This window comes from Streptomyces flavochromogenes (genome assembly GCF_000717595.1).
GTDB lineage: Bacteria > Actinomycetota > Actinomycetes > Streptomycetales > Streptomycetaceae > Streptomyces > Streptomyces flavochromogenes.
Genome location: NZ_JNZO01000007.1, coordinates 67,848 through 84,807 on the forward strand (window position 1 = coordinate 67,848; position 16,960 = coordinate 84,807).

The 16,960-nt window shown below is 73.1% G+C and carries 10 protein-coding genes; 5 read left to right on the top strand and 5 right to left on the bottom strand.

The features are described from left to right. Positions 1–36 precede the first annotated feature (36 nt). Positions 37–1,524 carry a long-chain-fatty-acid--CoA ligase gene (locus tag IF00_RS0110240; protein ID WP_030316585.1) on the bottom strand — a complete coding sequence of 496 codons (1,488 nt, stop codon included), beginning with the start codon at positions 1,522–1,524 and terminating at the stop codon, positions 37–39. A gap of 186 nt (positions 1,525–1,710) precedes the next feature. Here IF00_RS0110240 and IF00_RS0110245 point away from each other — a divergent pair, with 186 nt between their 5' ends. Together IF00_RS0110245 and IF00_RS0110250 are read left to right on the top strand one after the other, a co-directional pair. Then, a complete protein-coding gene (locus IF00_RS0110245) occupies positions 1,711–3,174 on the top strand; it encodes a PucR family transcriptional regulator (protein ID WP_030316587.1) in 1,464 nt (487 codons plus the stop codon). Between the two features lie 55 nt (positions 3,175–3,229). Continuing rightward, entirely contained in the window at positions 3,230–3,856 is a 627-nt protein-coding gene (locus IF00_RS0110250) for a YigZ family protein (RefSeq protein WP_030316589.1), read from the top strand. Positions 3,857–4,036: 180 nt separating this feature from the next. Here the strand turns inward: IF00_RS0110250 and IF00_RS0110255 are convergent, their stop codons facing one another. From IF00_RS0110255 to IF00_RS0110265, 3 genes are all read right to left on the bottom strand, one after another. Continuing rightward, complete coding sequence (locus IF00_RS0110255; RefSeq protein WP_037637896.1) at positions 4,037–5,179, bottom strand: trypsin-like peptidase domain-containing protein; 1,143 nt, start codon at positions 5,177–5,179, stop codon at positions 4,037–4,039. 6 nt (positions 5,180–5,185) lie between these two features. After that, positions 5,186–9,481, bottom strand: a complete 4,296-nt coding sequence (locus tag IF00_RS46820) for an AAA family ATPase (RefSeq protein ID WP_063740641.1) — start codon at positions 9,479–9,481, stop codon at positions 5,186–5,188. A 327-nt stretch (positions 9,482–9,808) separates the two neighbouring features. Next, positions 9,809–10,672, bottom strand: coding sequence for a DNA/RNA non-specific endonuclease (locus IF00_RS0110265; RefSeq protein ID WP_030316600.1), 864 nt, complete (start codon positions 10,670–10,672; stop codon positions 9,809–9,811). A gap of 239 nt (positions 10,673–10,911) precedes the next feature. Between IF00_RS0110265 and IF00_RS0110270 the strand changes: the two genes are divergently transcribed. The 3 genes from IF00_RS0110270 (at position 10,912) to IF00_RS0110280 (ending at position 16,486) form a co-directional block, all read left to right on the top strand. Beyond that, entirely contained in the window at positions 10,912–11,760 is an 849-nt protein-coding gene (locus IF00_RS0110270; protein WP_030316602.1) for a caspase family protein, read from the top strand. Between the two features lie 512 nt (positions 11,761–12,272). Next, positions 12,273–13,451 (top strand): exonuclease SbcCD subunit D, encoded by a 1,179-nt coding sequence (locus tag IF00_RS0110275; protein ID WP_030316603.1) that lies wholly within the window; start codon positions 12,273–12,275, stop codon positions 13,449–13,451. Next, positions 13,448–16,486: an AAA family ATPase gene (locus IF00_RS0110280; RefSeq protein ID WP_030316605.1), complete on the top strand. Its 3,039-nt coding sequence runs from the start codon at positions 13,448–13,450 to the stop codon at positions 16,484–16,486. Before IF00_RS0110275 ends, IF00_RS0110280 begins: the two co-directional genes overlap by 4 nt. Here IF00_RS0110280 and IF00_RS0110285 read toward each other — a convergent pair. Then, positions 16,476–16,925, bottom strand: coding sequence for an Lrp/AsnC family transcriptional regulator (locus IF00_RS0110285; protein ID WP_030316607.1), 450 nt, complete (start codon positions 16,923–16,925; stop codon positions 16,476–16,478). The two genes, IF00_RS0110280 and IF00_RS0110285, sit on opposite strands and share 11 nt — an antisense overlap. Positions 16,926–16,960: the final 35 nt, after the last annotated feature.

Below are 16,960 nucleotides of genomic sequence, written 5' to 3' on the forward strand. Positions count from 1 at the left end.
ACCGTCCCGATCATGCGGGCAGGGCAGGGCCCGCGGTCAACCCCCCGACACCAGAGCCCTCTTGAGGACCTTGCCGGTCGGACCGAGTGGCAGCTCCTCGACGAAACGCACGATCCGGGGGTACTTGTGGCGGCCGAGCCGCTCCCGCGACCAGTCGACCAGCTCGTCCTCGGAGAGCGCGGCGGCGCCCTCGCGTCGCACCACCACCGCGCAGACCTCCTCGCCCCTCGCGTCGTCGGGGACACCGATCACCGCGACCTCAGAGACCGCGGGGTGGCGCACCAGCACCTCCTCGACCTCGCGCGGGTAGATGTTGAAGCCGCCGCGGATGACCAGGTCCTTCTTCCGGTCCACGATCCGCAGGAACCCGTCCTCGTCGCGCACGCCCAGGTCGCCCGTGCGGAACCAGCCGTCCACGACGGCCGCCGCGGTCGCCTCCGGGTCGTCGAGGTAGCCGGCGAAGACGTTGTGCCCGCGCACCACGACCTCCCCGATCCCGCCGTCCGCGAGCAGCAGGATCTCGCCGTCCACGGCCGCGTCCGCGATGCCCACCTCGACCCCCCACACCGGGTGCCCGACCGTGCCGGGACGGCGGCCGACGTGCGGCTGGTTGAAGGTCGCGACCGGCGAGGTCTCCGTCAGGCCGTACCCCTCCAGGACCTGTGTACGGAAGGTCTCCTCGAAGCGCTCAAGGACGGCGACCGGCAGCGCGGCCCCGCCCGACACGGCGGCGCGCAGGGCCTCCGGCCGTACGTCGGAACCGGCCGCCGCCTCCACCAGGGCGTGGTACATCGTCGGTACGCCCATGAACACCGTCACGCCCTCGTCGGCCAGCACCCGCAGGGCGGCCGGTCCGCTGAACCGGGGCATCAGCACGAGCGTCGCGCCCTGCCGGAGCGTCCCGTTCATCGCGCAGGTCTGGCCGTAGCTGTGGAAGAGGGGCAGACAGCCGAGGACCACGTCGCCCGCGCCGAGCCCGAGCAGGTCCTGCGAGGTCACCGAGGCGTTCATGACGATGTTGAGATGGGTGAGCAGGGCCCCCTTCGGGCGGCCCGTCGTGCCGCTCGTGTAGAGGATCACCGCCGTGTCCGAGGGATCCGCCTGTTCGGCGGCGGCCGGCGGCCGGGCCGTCGAGGGCGCCCCCTGGAAGGCGCGTACGCCGGCCGCGCGCGCCGCCTCGTCGGCGACCGCCCAGAGCGGCCCGCCGCTGACGATGCCCACCGCGCCGCTGTGCTCCAGGACGTAGCGCACCTCGTCGGCGACGAGCAGCGCGTGCACGGGTACGACCGTCGCGCCGGCGGCGAGCGCACCGTAGTACACCCGCAGGAACTCGATCGTGTTCGGCAGCAGTACGGCCAGCCGGTCGCCCGGCTTCACCCCGGCCTCGCGCAGCCCGGCGGCACAGCGCAGCGCCTCCGTCCACAGCTCGCCGTAGGTGAGCCGGGTCGCTCCCTCCACGACCGCGATCCGGTCGGGGAAGTGGCGGGCGGACTCGCCGAGGACGCCGGCGACGCTCAGTGACATGGCACGCTCCAGGTACGCGGAGTCAACAGCTCTGTTGACGATCGGTGACACGGCACAGAATCCGCCGCGACCCCGTCCGGACGCCATGTGCAGGTGCCCACCATGCGGCCCGCCGAGCTGGGCAGCGGCCCCGCCGTGCCGCCCGACCCGTGGCATTCGCCAAATCCCGGCGCTACGGTGCGAGCCATGACGCACAGCTCGGCCGCACCCGGAGAACCCCCGGGGTCGCGCCCCGGCGGAAGCCGTACCACCCCGGCGCGCGCGGGCGGCCCCGGCGCGCCCCGGACGGGTTCCGGCGGAGCCCGCGCCGGCCCGACGGGCTCCGGCCGCCCGGGTGGATTCCACACGCCCCTGAGCGGCTCCGGTGGCTCCGGCGCGCTGCGACGCGCACTCGCCACGGCGATGCTCGCCGACATCGACCGGCTCACCGACCGCGCCGTCGACGACATCCGCGCCCACTCCGGCACGTACGCATCCGGCGCGCCCGTCACCCGCGAGGACCTCTGGGAGATCTGCCGCGACAACCTGCTGCGCGCCCTGGAGGACTTCGGGGGGCTCGCCGCGACCGGCGGCGACTTCGAGTGGGCGGCCCGCGAGACCGGCCGTCGCCGCGCCGAACAGGGCGTGCCGCTCGACACCGTGCTCCAGGCCTACCGGCGCGGCGGCCGGGTCCTGTGGCAGGTCATGGCCGAGTACCTCCGGATCCGGGCCGGGCGGGATTCCGACAGCCGGGACGTCGAGCTCGACATGGCGAGCGGTGTCTGGGAGACCATCGACCGCTACTCGGTCGCGATGGCCGACGCGTACCGGATCGCCCAGCTGGAACTCCAGAGCCGCCAGGACACCCGGCGCGTCGCCCTCTTCGAGGCGCTGCTCGACGGGCGCGCCGACGACCCGGCCGTCGCCTCCGCCGCCGCGGCCGCGCTGGGCGTCCCCCCGGTGGACCGGTACGTCGTCGTGGTCGCCGCCCAGGACCCGGCCGCCCCGCCGCACCCCTCGCCGGTCCTGGAGGCCCAGGGCATGTGGTCGTACTGGCGGCCCCGCTCCGGCCGCTACGCCGGGATCGTCCGGCTGCCCCGGCGCGACGCGCCCGCCGGGCGGGCCGCGGCGGCCGCCCCGCTCGGCGGAAGCGACCCTGCCACGCGCGCGCTCCTCGCGGCCCTGCGCGAGCGGACCGGGGCGACCGCCGGGGTCTCGCCGGAGTTCGACCGTCTCTCCCAGGCGGGGCGGGCCCTGCGCCTCGCCGAGCAGACCCTCCGTACCCTCCCCGCCGGCAGCGGCGAGGTCGGCGTCTTCGACGACCGGCTCGCCCAGGTGCTGCTCAGCGGGCGCACCGACATCGCCGAGAGGATCGTCACCGTCCACCTCGGCCCGGTGCTCGCCACCGGCGGGGAGCGGGCCGCGCTCCTCACCACCCTGCGCGCCTGGCTCGACCACGGCTGCTCGGCCTCGCGGGCCGCCGAGCAGCTCTACTGTCACCGCAACACCGTCCTCAACCGCATCGGCCGCATCTCCGAGCTCACCGGCCGCTCCAGCGAGTCGGGCGAGGCCCGGCTCGGCTGGGCGCTCGCCCTGCGCGCCCTGCCGTACGCCGGCCTGGCTACCCCGCCCGAACCGGCCGCCGGGGAGCGCGAGCCGGAGGCCGTGTAGCGAGGCCGGCGCGACCGCCGGAGTGGGCGGCGGCCACGGAACGTAGGCTGGCCGGATGCAGGAGCAGTACGTCACGCTGGCCCGCGAGGGTGTGCACGAGTCCGAGATCAACCGTTCGCGCTTCCTCTGCGCGCTCGCGCCCGTCGCCGACGAGCGGGAGGCGCAGGAGTTCGTCGCGCGCATCCGCAGGGAGCACCCGACCGCCAGCCACAACTGCTTCGCGTACGTCCTCGGTGCCGACGCCTCCGTCCAGAAGGCGAGCGACGACGGCGAGCCGGGCGGCACGGCCGGTGTCCCGATGCTGCAGATGCTCCTGCGCCGCGAGATGCGGTACGTCGTCGCCGTCGTCACCCGCTACTACGGCGGCGTGAAGCTCGGCGCGGGCGGCCTCATCCGCGCGTACGGCGGGGTGGTCGGCGAGGCCCTCGACGCGCTCGGCACGGTGACCCGGCAGCGCTTCCGGCTCGCCACCGTCACCGTCGACCACCAGCGCGCGGGCAAACTGGAGAACGACCTGAGGGCGACCGGGCGCGCCGTCCGTGACGTGCGCTACACCGACGCCGTCACGATCGAGATCGGCCTCCCGGACGCGGACGTCCCCGCCTTCCGCGCCTGGCTCGCGGACGCCACGGCGGGCACGGCCACCTTCGAACCGGGCGGCGAGGCGTACGGGGAGGTGTGACGCGCGGACCGTGACGGGCGAGGCATGATCGGCGCCCTCTGACGGCGAAGCGTGTGCGGCCCCGACCGCAAGCCCCGGCGGGACAGCGTGGTGGGCGCACAGGGACGCGGATGCGTGCGGCCACGGCCGCCGGGTCGTCGAAGACCCGCGCCGGGCCGTTCGCCACGGGTGACGGGCCGGTCATCCCTGTGCGGCGAGCGCCGCCTGTGCCGCCGTGATCTCCGCGTGCACCACGGGGCTGTTCTGCTGCAGATGGCGCAGGACGCTGCTCACCTGGGTGCCGACGTTCACGAACGCCGTGTTCTTGCCCTGGAATCTGACGTCCTCGACCCGGCGGGCGCCGCGGTGCAGCGCGACCACGGTCCAGTCGTCGGTGAGGACGGGCGAGCCCGAGGAACCGGCGCGGGTGTCGGTGAAGTAGCGCAGGTCCCGGTCGTCCGCTTCGTAGACGAGGTTGTTGCGCAGGGCGATCCGTTTGGGCGCGCCGCCCGGGTGCTGGATGACGTTGACCGCCACCGGCTGGTCCTTGGCCACCTTCAGCGGTTCGGTGGCCACCCGCAGGACGGTCTCGGGAGAGGCCCGGCCGTCCGCCAGCCGCAGGACTGCGTAGTCGAGCTCCTCGTCCGAGGCGAGCAGGGCGCCGCCGGACACCTCCTCGGTCCCGGATTCGTCGTCCAGGTAGTCGAAGCGGCACGTGGAGTTCTGTGCCTGCAGCTGCAGGTCGGCGGGGTCCACCGCCATCCGCTCCGCGCCGGTCCCGGACCGGGCGGTCACCACGTGGTGGTTGGTGACGAGCAGTCTCGGGGCGATCAGCCAGCCGGTGCCCGCGTGTGGATAGGCCTGGGGCTGCGGGGTGCCTCCCTGGTACGGGGGGACCTTGATCCGGGCCACGGCGCGGCCGGCCCTGTCGCCGCCCCGCATGAAGAGGAACGGAACCGTGTCGTCCCGGAAGATGATCTCCTCTTTGGTCTCTCCCGTGAAGACCACGGGGGCGACATCCGGCTCACCCGTCGCCTTTCGGATCACCATGTCCAGGGCGTGGTCGAAGACGGCGATCGCGGTCGCCGCTTGGGTCAGCCTGCGGGCGTTCTCCAGCCACTGCTGCAGGGGGACGCTGGTGTCTATCAGCCGTTCCACCTGGTTCATCGCGCTCAGGTCGGAGAGCATCTGCTGGTAGGGGCCGGAGGCACTGGGCAGAAAGTTCCTGTACTGCGGCGTGATGCCGATGAAGAGCAGCCGCCGCTGGTCGGCCAGATCGGCCTCCATGGCGGCGTCCGCGATCTCATAGATCTGTTCGGCCGGCAGATAGGGTGTCGTGCTCATGGATGATCAGGCCGCTCGCGGGCCGTTCCCTTCGAGAGGCGGAGGGGACGTCGGCCCGGTGTCCGGTCCGGCGCCACCGCCCGGGGTTACGGGCCGGACGGGGCGGCTCTCTGCCGGTCCGGGCACGGGCGTACTCGCGCCCATCGCGGCGGCCACCCCGGAGAGGAGCTGCCCGCTCTGGTCCTTGACCTGCAGCAGCCGCCGGGCCAGCCCGTCGAGGGTGCCGTGCCGCTGGGCCTTGCGCAGGATTCCGCCCGTCCCGGTGGGCGGCGCATCCGCCTCCCCGGGCTCCGGCGGACCGGCCGCGCTCTCCAGGATGGTCCGCAAGGGCCGGTGCAGCTGCGGCTGGTCGGCGGCCGCTCGCCGGATGGCCTCGGCGAGGGTGTCAGGTACGGCGTCCTCGGACGCGGGCAGACCCACCACCTGCAGGGTGTGCTCCAGTGCCTTCGGGTCCTGCTCGGACACCTGGGCGGCGGCCAGGCGAACGAGCGCGGAGTTCCGGTTCAGCTGTTCGGCGGGCATGGAACGCAGCTGCCGGGCCAGCTTCGCGCCGGCCTCCGTGTTCTCCCCAGGCGATGCGGCGGTGAGCCTGGCACGGGCGAGCAGCGCGCCCATCGCCTCGAAAACGCGGCCGATCCGGGTGGCCACGTGTTCGGCCTCCTCGAGGGCGAGCTCGGCCTCGTGGATGTCGCCCTCCTCCTCGGCCAGACGTGCGGCCAGCGGCAGCAGCTCCAACTGCAGCTCGGACTGGCTCCCCTCCTCCGCCCGGTCCACGGCGCTCTCCGCCTCGGCGCGGGCCTCCTTTCGGCGCCCCTGCCGGGCCAGGGTCTCGACCAGCAGCGGGTGCAGCCGGCTGCCCGGCGTCCACGGGCGGCGCTCGGACAGCCGGACCGCGGCCGCGTCGACGAAGCCCTGGGCCAGCAGGTCCTCGACCTCACGGGCCGCGAGCTTCTCCCAGTCCTCCTGGTCGGCCTCGGCCAGATCGGTCTCCGGGACGTGCCCGCCCGTGCGCGCGGCGAGGAAGGCGGCCGCCCGGGGCGCCATGTCCTTGCCCGCCCCGATCAGGAACCGTTCGACTCCGGGCAGCCAGCGCCGCTCGACCGCCCGCGGGTTCTCGTCGCGCCGCAGCCGGTGGTAGATCTCCTCGGCGCGGGCCTCCAGTCCCACGAGCTGCCGGTAGTACGTCACCGCACGCCGGTCGACCGCCTTCAGCAGCTGGATCTCGTTCCGGTCGGCGAGGCGCAGCATGATGGCGCGCAGGTCCGCACGGTGGCGGACGGCCCCCGGCCCGGCCGGCTCCACGAGGTCGAGCCGGGACAGCAGGCGGAACAGCCGGCGAGCGTGCTCCGGGCCCGCCACCTCGATCCCGCAGGCCTCGGCGAGCACGTCCTGGATCAGCTCCGGGGTGATGGTCCGCAGGGCCAGCGCCGCCTCGGCCAGGCGGCGCTCCTCGTCGTCGACGATGTGACGCAGGATGCGGTCGTACAGGATTCCCTGGACCAGCATCTGGTCGACTGCGTGGTGGAGGCCGCGGCGCCGGTCGGGGAGGTCCTCGATCAGCCCGGCCATCGCCCCGGCGTCGTCGCCCGTGAGGACGGCGGCCCGCGCGGCCAGCCTCAGGGTGAGCGGATGGCCGCCCACCCGCTCCACGAGGGCCCGGGCCACGGTCTCGTCCTCGACCCCGTTGAAGACGAGGACCTCCACGGCGGCCTCCGGCTCCAGCTCGCGCAGCTCGATGGTCCTCAGCTCGGCCAGGCGGCCCGGGTGGGGGATCGGTGCGTTCCCGGAGACGATGAACCGCAGTCGCGGGTACACCTCCTGCAGCGCGGCCCAGACGGCCCACATACGGCCGACCATCGGGGAACCGCGGTACTGGGCCTCCTCGAAGGAGTCCACCGAGATCACCAGGGGAGGGTCGGGTTCGCCCGCGGGGACGGCCACCGCCTCGGCGACCAGGGCGGCGACCCGCCGTACGAGTTCCGTCTCCCGGGCACTCGACTGCGCGTGGAACTCGGCGGACGAGGACCGTCCGAGGGTCGAGCGGGTGGCGGACAGCCCGTACAGCTCCTGCATCTCCTCCTCCTCTTCGCGCAGGGCACCGACCGTCTCCTCGCACTCCCGGGCGAGGGCGTCGAAGGCGTCCCGGTGGTGCGGGAACTGGATGCCGAACTGCCGGGCGATCTCAGCGATCAGGGTGGCCGGCTCGTTGATGGAGATGGTGGGGCGGTTGAAGTCGACGTACGCGAAAGGGAAACCGGGCCCGTGGTCGCGCAGGCTGTCCAGCAGGAACTTCGCGAGCAGGGTGCTCTTGCCGATGCCGGCGAGGCCGTGGACCAGCAGCGGGGGCTCTTGGGCCAGGGCGCGTGCGGGGACGAAGTCCCGCGGTGCGGTGGGCCTTTTCGGCCTCGCCGGCGGCCTCTCGCCCGCCACCGGCCCGTCCGGTTCCACCGGCCCGCGGTGCGGTTCCTCGACGGGCAGTCCGACGTAGGCGCGCAGCTCGTTCAGTTCCGCGGTCCGCCCGTGGACGGGGTCGCGGAGAAGCTGTTCCAGGGGCTGGAGCAGCCGGGCCCGCTCCATCAGCTGCTGCACGTCATCGGGATCGGGGAGGCCGGTCGTGCCGGGCACCTGCGAGAGCCACAGGACGGCCTGCAGGGTGTCGGTGAGCTCGGCGGTGTTCCGGTCCTCCAGGGGCGGCGGGCTGCCCGCGAGGTAGGCGAGGGACAGGGCCTCCGTGTCACGGCTGCCCGGCCGGGCAGCCGGCTCGGCCGACGGCGGACTGAAGTAGCCCCGGCGTAGCGGGAGTTCACTTTCGGTCGTGCCCAGGAGGAGAGCCTCTACGGTGTCGGGGGAGAGGTTCGCGACCAGTGCACGGATAGCGGCCTCGGGGCCTGAGAGCCCGCGCAGCGTTGCCTCGCGCACCTCGGGCTTGAGTACCAGGAGGGGATGCTCGGCCGTGCCGACCCTCAGGCAGTCGTCGACCAGTTCCAGCGCGGCGTTCCCGCTGGGTGTGGTCTCGCCCGGCAGCAGCAGCCGCCCGGGGTCGAAGTGAGTCAGCAGACAGGCCGCCTCGCGGTACGCCTGCCGCAACTCCGATACAGGCGGGTCCTGTTGAGCTTGTTCGGCCTGCAGTTCCGCGCGTAGCCGGGGGATGAACTCCTCGACGGAGTCCAGAGATCCATGGACACGTACGGCCGCCTCCGCCGCCGTGCAGATCCGCCGCATGTAGCTGTCCTCCCCTGGGCCCCTGGCGGCCCGCAGGACCTCGGACACGACCGCGTCCACGAGCGCGGCCACACCCTCGAAGTCCGGGGACGGTCCGGGCGGCTCCGGGGAGCCGGTGAACAACTCGTTGAAGAACCCCCGCAGATCCTTCTCCTCCAGCACCCGCGCGGTGTCCCAGCACTGGTAGTTGCGCATCTCGTGCGGGAGGTGGGGCATCGACGGGGAATGGCCGAGCAGCACCAGACGGGGCGCGGACTCCGGGCGGGCGTTTCCGTAGATGGCACGCGCGATCTTTCCGATGCAGTCCCAGACGTCGGAGTTCACGTCCAGCTGGTCGCATTCGTCGAAGACCAGCCAGAACCGCTCTTCCGACGCGGTCGCCCAGCGCACCACGCTGTTCGCGTCGCTCTCGAGCCTGGCCTGTGGATCGTTCAACTGTGTTGCGTTCAACCTCGCGAGCCCGGTGCCGTGGTCGCTCGTGTCCGGGGCGACCCAGGTGGCGAGCTGCTGGAGCACCTCGGCGGCCGTAGACGTACGTGAGAGCACCACCCGCACCGGGGTGAACGCGCAGTGGTGCGAGAGGTGCCGGATATAGGAAAAAGTGTATGAGCGTCCGCTGTTGGGTGTGCCGTCGACCAGCAGCACCATTCTTCTCGGATCGTCGACGAGCCTCCGCGCGCTCTGGCGGAGTTCCGCGCGGTCGATGAAGACCTCGGCGCCTCCTTCGAGGACGGTGCTGCGGTAGTGGCCGTCCTCGGAGCTGTCGTGCTCCAGGTCCTTCTGCAGGACGTCCCGGAACTCGATGGCCAGGGCCGCGGTGTCAGCCAGCACGCCTACCTCGGTCTGGCGGATCAGGCCGTCGACCAGCCGGAACTGATGACGGACCTTCGGTTTCCTGCGGGTGATCGCTGTGACGACCCCGATGGCGTTCTCGCCCGATCTTCCTGTGAGCGAGACGGATTTGATGAATGCTTCATCAAATCCGATGGTTCGGAGGGCAGCGTGTGGGTCGATGTTGTCGAGGAGATACGACCCCACCCATTCGGTGACGATGTCCCATTGGGGTTCGGTGAGCGGCATTCCGCACCTGCCCGGCCGCCCGTTGAGGGCTGGGAGAGGACCGGCTGATACATTTCATGGAATCACCCGGTCTGTCCCGTCGCAAGGCGGCTGAACAGGGCTCGAACGGGGTCCCCTGCCGGACCGGCACCGGGCGCTGCTCCTCGCGCAGCACCTGGGTACGCGGCCTCCCGCCGGGCCACGGCGAGGACCTTGGCGACGGGGCCTGTGGCACGGGGCCGGGCGGCCTTCTACACCGCCCGGCCCGTCCTCCGTCGGGCGCTCCGCGGGTCCGCGCAGCGGGTCGGAGTGCCGGACCGTGGACGTGGACGACCGCGGGCTCCGCCGTCAGTTCCGCATCATGATGTCGTCGTAGCTCTCCAGACGGTGCCAGCGGTCGCCGGGGGCGCGGACCGGAGGCATCAGGTCCACGTCGGGGAGCGGGCCGAGGTCGAGGCCGGTCACCTCGGCGATGTCCGCCACCGGCACCTGGAAGGTGCGGAAGGGGCCCAGCGGCGGCGGGCCGGCCTTGGCTCCCGCCATGGCCCGCTCGCGGTCCCGGCTGAGGTCGGGGCTCTGGTCGAGGATGTACGCCGTGGACGCGAGGTTGCCGTCCTGCATGAAGGCCGCCACCTTCCAGAACCGCAGCGGTACCTGGATACCGCGGTAGGGCGGGTCGGAGTCGTGCAGTACCGGGCCGGTGAACACGCTCAGCTTCCGGTCGAACTTGGCCGCGTGGTCGAGGAGGAAGTTCTCCAGCCCCAGCCACAGCTTCTTGCCCTGGTTGAACGTGTTCTGCTGCGGGGCCGCGTTGGTGAAGTGGAAGGTGTCGGCGTTGGCCTTGTTGGCTTTGTCGACCGTGCCCCACACAGGGTCCAGTCGGCGCACCAGATGTCCCCTGTCCAGGTCGTTGTCGGCGTAGATCGCCTGGCCGGCCTGCTGGTTCGCCGGGATTCGCGGGTCGAGGTTCCAGTCGTCCTGCCGGTCCACGTTCTCCACCAGCTTCGAGCCGTCGATGCAGACGGCGGTGGAGGCCGCGAACCGGCGGTCGGGGCGGTGGACCACCGTGAAGTGGGTGTACGGCAGAACGATGGTCGGGATGCCGTTGCCGGGCACGGGCAGGGGCACGATCTCGCCCAGGAAGGCCTCGTCGTAGCCGGTGCGATCGTCCAGCGGACCGCGCGATGCCGCGGTCTCAGGTGAAGTGTTCATAGGATGGAAGTACCGCGCTGCGGCGATCACTCACGGTGTCGGACGCCAAGCCACTCGAACAGAGGGCGTGCTCGGGGGAGCCCCTCCGGAGAGCCCCTCAGGGCCGCCGGAGGGCGCCCGAACGAGGGGCGCAGGCGCACTCATGGTTCAGCCGGGGTCCGTCCACGGAACGGATGAGGTGACTCCCCGTGACATCCGTGACCCGGCGCCCTGCGCCGCCGCGCCCAAGGAGACCCTTCATGCCCACTGGCCTGTCCATCCACATCGGACTCAACTCGGTCGACCCTGCCAAGTACGACGGCTGGGACGGCCAGCTGAACGCCTGCGAGAACGACGCGCGAGACATGGCGGCCATCGCCCGCGCCAACGGTTTCGGCGAGACCGTGATCCTGACCCCCGACGGAACCGTCGAGAACATCACCACCGCCCTGCGTGACGCTGCCGGCCGGCTGACCGCGGGAGACATCCTGCTCTTCACGTACTCGGGCCACGGCGCCCAGGTGGACGACACCACCGGGGACGAACCGGACATGCTCGACGAGACCCTGGTGTTCTACGACCGCATGTTCCTCGACGACGAGCTCTACTCGGAGTTCCGCCGGATGTCCGAGGGGGTGCGCATCGTCGCGCTGCTCGACTGCTGCAACAGCGGCAGCGGTATCGAGTCCGTGCAGGACCTGCTCACCCCGGAGGCGCTCGAATCGCAGTTCCAGACCAGGGACCCGGCCGGGGTGGAGGCCGCCTCCCGGCTGATGCCGCTTTTCAAGCAGCAGCAGGTCTTCGCCCGTGACCGGGAGTTCTATGCCGGGCTGCAGCGCGAGCTGAAGAACGCACAGGACGGGGCGGGTGATCCCGACGCCCTCCTCATTTCGGCCTGTCAGGACAATCAGCTCGCCTCGGACGGAGACGTCAACGGCCTGTTCACCGCGCGCCTGCTCAAGGTCTGGAACGACGGAGCGTTCGAGGGCGGCTACCGCTCCTTCCACCGCGCGATCCAGCGCCGCATGCCCGCCATCCAGAGCCCCAACTTCTACGTGACGGGGGAGCCGGCGGAGAGTTTCCTCGGTCAGAAGCCCTTCACGGTCTGAACAGGCGGGGACCCGGGACCGCCCGGTTCGGGACAGGAGAGGGGCGTTTCGCTCCGCCCCTTCAGGTGGCCGAGCGTTTCGCTCCGCCCGTTCAGGTGGCCGGCCAACAGCCGCCGCGGCGAAGGTGGCGCCTGCGCCCGGACGCCTGCGAGCCAGATCGTCCGGCGCGGGGCCGTACCCGGTGAGCCCGTGACAGCGAGGTCATGGGCACTGGGCACGGCAATGCCGACGAGGTCTGGGGACGGCCTCGGTGTGACGGCTGTCTCATGCGACGCTCTTCACGGCGCTGAGGCATGGGAACTCGAATGAGGACGCGCCACGATCCAGGTCTCCGCCGGCATCCGTGGTCACCTGACCCCGGACGCCGGTGGCAGACTGAAGGACGTTGAGGGATCAGGTGCCGACCGGCATGAGCGTGGTGGGCGCTGACCACGGGGCCCGTGCTGGTTCCGTGCTGGTTTCGGAGGTGGAGGAGCGGGAAAAGTGCAGGTCAGAGCTTTGGGGCGGGGCGAGTGAGGCTTCTGCACACCTCGGACTGGCATCTCGGCCGGTCCTTCCACCGCGTCGGCCTCCTGGACGCCCAGGCCGCCTTCCTCGACCACCTCGTGGCGACCGTCCACGCGTACGAGGTCGACGCCGTCCTCGTCGCCGGTGACGTCTACGACCGGGCCGTGCCGTCGCTGCCCGCCGTCGAGCTGTTCGACACCGCGCTGCACCGTCTCGCCGAGGCCGGCGTGCCCACGGTCATGATCTCCGGCAACCACGACTCGGCCCGCCGCCTCGGCGTCGGCGCCGGACTCATGGAGCGCGCCGGTATCCATCTCCGTACCGACCCCGCCGGCATCGGCACCCCCGTCGTCCTCACCGACACCCACGGCGACGTCGCGCTCTACGGACTGCCCTACCTCGAACCGGTCCTCGTCCGGGAACGGCTCGGAGCCGAGAAGGCCGGGCACGAGGCCGTGCTCGCCGCCGCGATGGGCCGGGTCCGCGCCGACCTCGCCGACCGGCCCGCCGGAACGCGTTCCGTCGTCCTCGCCCATGCCTTCGTCGCGGGCGGCGCGCCCAGCGACAGCGAGCGGGACATCACCGTCGGCGGCGTCGCCGCCGTCCCCACCGCGATCTTCGACGGCGTCGACTACGTCGCCCTCGGCCACCTCCACGGCAGCCAGACCGTCACCCCGCGCGTCCGGTACTCCGGCTCCCCCCTCGCGTACTCCTTCTCCGAGGCCGACCACCGCAAGACCATGTGGCTCGTCGACCTGGGCCCGAGTAACCCCGACGGGGCGACCGTCGCCGCCGAGCGGCTCGACTGCCCCGTCCCGCGCCCGCTCGCCCGGCTCCGGGGCCGGCTCGACGACCTCCTCGCCGACCCCGCGCACGCGCGCCACGAGCAGTCCTGGGTCGAGGCCACGCTCACCGACCCGGTGCGCCCCGCCGAGCCGATGGCCCGGCTCACCGCACGCTTCCCTCACACCCTCAACCTGGTGTTCGACCCCGAGCGGACGGGCGACGACCCCGGCGCCTCCTACGCCCAGCGGCTCAGGGACCGCACCGACCAGCAGATCGCGGAGGACTTCGTGGCCCATGTGCGCGGCGGCTCGGCCCTCGACGGCGCCGAGCGGACGGTCCTCCACGGGGCCTTCGACGACGTACGGATCGACACGGCCGAGCGCGAGGTGGGCCGGTGAGGCTGCACCGTCTGGAGATCACCGCGTTCGGCCCCTTCGGCGGCACGCAGACCGTCGACTTCGACGCCCTCTCCGCCGCCGGGCTCTTCCTCCTCCACGGACCGACCGGCGCCGGCAAGACCTCCGTCCTCGACGCCGTCTGCTTCGCCCTCTATGGAAGCGTGCCAGGCGTCCGGCAGACCCCCGGCGCGACACTGCGCAGCGACCACGCCCCCGTCGGCACCTCCACCGAGGTCGTCCTCGAACTGACCGTGGGGGAGCGGCGCCTGGAGATCACCCGGCGCCCGGCCCAGCAGCGCCCCAAGAAACGCGGCGGCGGCTTCACCACCGAGAAGGCCCAGACCTGGCTGCGCGAGTACGACCCCGCCACGCGCGCGTGGAACGGCCTCAGCCGCTCCCACCAGGAGATAGGGGAGGAGATCACCCAGCTCGTCGGCATGAGCCGCGAGCAGTTCTGCCAGGTCGTCCTCCTCCCGCAGGGCGACTTCGCCCGCTTCCTGCGTGCCGACGCCGAGGCCCGTGGCAAGCTCCTCGGCCGGCTCTTCGACACCCGCCGCTTCGCCGCCGTGGAGGAGCGCCTCGCCGAACTGAGGCGCGCCGCACAACAGCAGGTCGAGGAGGGCGACGAGCGGCTCCTCGCCCTCGCCCACCGGATGGGCCAGGCCGCCGGGGGCCTCGCCGTCGCCAGGACCGCCGTCGAAGGACGGCCCGGCGACCCCGGCGTCGCCGACGCCGTCCTCACGTGGGCCGCCGTCGCCCGTACGGAGGCCCGCGAGGCGCTCGACATCGCGCGCGTACGGCTCGACGCGGCCGAGGCACGGCAGGGCGCGGCGCGCGCCGCGCTCGACGCCGAGAACGACCTGGCCGCCCGCCAGGCCCGGCACGCCGACGCGCTGCTCCGGCGCGAGCGGCTCACCGCCCACGCGCCCGAGCGGGACCGTCTCCAGGCCGCCCTCGACCGCAGCCTGAAGGCGGACCGGGTGGCCCCCGCGCTCGGCCTGCGCCAGGACGCCGAGCGCGCGCACGCCGCCGCGCACGCCGCCCGCGCACGCTCCCGCGCCCAGCTGCCCGGCGACCTCGCCGACGCCGGGGCCGAGCACCTCTCGGCCCTCGAACACCGGCTGCGCGAGGAGCTCGGCGGCCTGGAATCCGCCCGCCGCGCCGAGCGCCGCGCCGCCATGATCGCCGACGAACGCGCCGCGCTCGCACGCGAGGCGCGCGCCGACGACGACGTCCTCCGTGACACCGCCGACTGGCTCGCCGACTGGGAACCACGCCGCGCCGCGCTCAGCGAGCACGTCGAGGCCGCCCGCGACGCCGCCGCCCGCGCCGAGCACCTCGCCGGCCGCCTCGAACCCGCTCGCCGCCGCCGCGACGCGGCCCTCCGCCGTGACGCGCTCGCCGAGGACACCCGGGCGGCCGAGGCGCGCCTCGCGGACGCCCGGGAGCGCCGGAACACCGCCCACGAGAACTGGCTGGACGTCAAGTCCCGCCGCCTGGAGGGCATCGCCGCCGAACTCGCGGTCACCCTCGCCCCGGGCGATCCCTGCCAGGTCTGCGGTTCGACCGCCCACCCGGCCCCCGCCCGTACCACCGCCGACCACGTCGACCGCGCCACCGAGGACGCCGCCTACGCCGCCTACACCGGCGCCGAGGAGGACCGTACGGCCGCCGAGCGTGCGCTCGCCGTCACCCACGAGTCCTGGTCCACGGCCCGCGCGGAGGTCCGGGCGGGTGCCCCGGCCGGCTCACCCGAGCCCTCCGTCGGTGAACTCGCCCATGAGGTCGATGAGTTGACCGGATTCCACGCCGAGGCCCACGCGCTCGCCGGGCAGACCCACAGCGCACGGCAGACGCTCGCGCGGGCCGAGCACGAGTACGAGGAGCGGGTCGCCGCACAGCGGGAGGCCGAACGGCGCGTCGCCGCGCGGACCTCGCGGCGCGAGGCCCTGGACCGCGAACAGCTCGCCCTCGACGAGGAACTCACCCGGGGACGCGGCGCGTTCGCCACCGTGGCCGAACACGCCACCCGCCTGGAGCGGCGGATCGCCCTCCTGGCCGACGCCACCCGCACCGTACGCGCCGCCGAAGTCGCCGCCCAGCACCTCAAGGAGGCCGACGACCGCCTCGCCGACGCGGCCTACCGTGCGGGCTTCGCCACCCCGGCCGAGGCTGCTGCCGCGCTCCTGCGCGAGGGCGAGCGCCGCGACCACCAGCAGCGCGTGGACGCCTGGCAGGCCGAGGCCGCCGCCGTCGCGGACCGGCTCGCCGAGCCCGGCACCGCGGCCGCCGCCGCGCTTCCGCCGGCCGACCCCACGGCGGCGGACGCCGCCCACACCGCGGCCGAACGCGCGCTCCGCGAGGCCGACTCGGCGCTGGCCGCCGCCCGCGAACGGGCCACCGGCCTGGCCGGCCTCTCCCGGCAGGCCCTCACGGAGGTCCGCCGCCTCGGACCGCTCCGCGAGGAGTACGACCGGGTGGCCCGCCTCGCCGCCCTCACCGCCGGCACCTCGGCCGAGAACGAGCGCCGGATGCGCCTGGAGTCGTACGTCCTCGCCGCCCGCCTCGAACAGGTCGCCGCCGCCGCGACCGCCCGGCTCCAGCGGATGTCCTCCGGCCGCTACACCCTGGTCCACTCCGACGCGCGCTCCGGCGGCAAGCGGGCCGGCCTCGGCCTCCACGTCGTCGACGCCTGGACCGGCAACGAGCGCGACACCTCCACGCTCTCCGGCGGCGAGACCTTCTTCGCCTCCCTCGCGCTCGCCCTCGGCCTCGCGGACGTCGTCACGGACGAGGCGGGCGGCGTACGGCTGGACACCCTCTTCATCGACGAGGGCTTCGGCAGCCTCGACGAGCAGACGCTCGACGAGGTCCTCGACGTCCTCGACTCGCTGCGCGAGCGCGAGCGCAGCGTCGGCATCGTCAGCCACGTCGGCGACCTGCGCCGCCGGATCCCGGCCCAACTGGAGGTCGTCAAGGCGCGGCACGGCTCGGCCGTACGGCTCCGCACCGGCGGGGACGCGCTCAGCGGCTGAGCGAACGCCTCGGCAGCGGCGAGGAGTAGACGACACTGGTGGTCACCGAGCCCAGCGTGGCGATCTTCCCGGTGATCTCCTCCAGGTGCCGCATGGACCGCGCGGCGACCTTGAGGACGAAGCAGTCGTCGCCGGTGACGTGGTGCGCCTCCAGGACCTCCGGCGTGGTGCCGAGCAGATCGTGGAACGGCTTGTAGTTGCCGTGCGGGTAGCGGAGCCGTACGAACGCCAGGATCGGCAGCCCGAGCCGGTCCTGGTCGACGATCGCCGTGTACCCGGCGATCACCCCGGCCTCCTCCAGGCGCCGCACCCGCTCGGTCACCGCGGACGGCGACATCGACACCGTTCGGGCGAGCTCGGCGAAGCTGGCGCGGCCCTCGGCCTGGAGGGCTTCGAGAATGCGCCAGTCGGTGGCGTCGGGGGTGTACTCGGAGGTCATGAACGAGAGATAGCAGGGGATTCCCCGGCCGATCA

Bases quoted from the DNA above. Each gene is read 5' to 3' on its own strand.
- IF00_RS0110255 (WP_037637896.1), bottom strand. From the start codon at position 5,179: ATGAGCACGACACCCTATCTGCCGGCCGAACAGATCTATGAGATCGCG.
- IF00_RS0110250 (WP_030316589.1), top strand. From the start codon at position 3,230: ATGCAGGAGCAGTACGTCACGCTGGCCCGCGAGGGTGTGCACGAGTCC.
- IF00_RS0110265 (WP_030316600.1), bottom strand. From the start codon at position 10,672: ATGAACACTTCACCTGAGACCGCGGCATCGCGCGGTCCGCTGGACGAT.
- IF00_RS46820 (WP_063740641.1), bottom strand. From the start codon at position 9,481: ATGCCGCTCACCGAACCCCAATGGGACATCGTCACCGAATGGGTGGGG.
- IF00_RS0110285 (WP_030316607.1), bottom strand. From the start codon at position 16,925: ATGACCTCCGAGTACACCCCCGACGCCACCGACTGGCGCATTCTCGAA.
- IF00_RS0110240 (WP_030316585.1), bottom strand. From the start codon at position 1,524: ATGTCACTGAGCGTCGCCGGCGTCCTCGGCGAGTCCGCCCGCCACTTC.
- IF00_RS0110270 (WP_030316602.1), top strand. From the start codon at position 10,912: ATGCCCACTGGCCTGTCCATCCACATCGGACTCAACTCGGTCGACCCT.
- IF00_RS0110245 (WP_030316587.1), top strand. From the start codon at position 1,711: ATGACGCACAGCTCGGCCGCACCCGGAGAACCCCCGGGGTCGCGCCCC.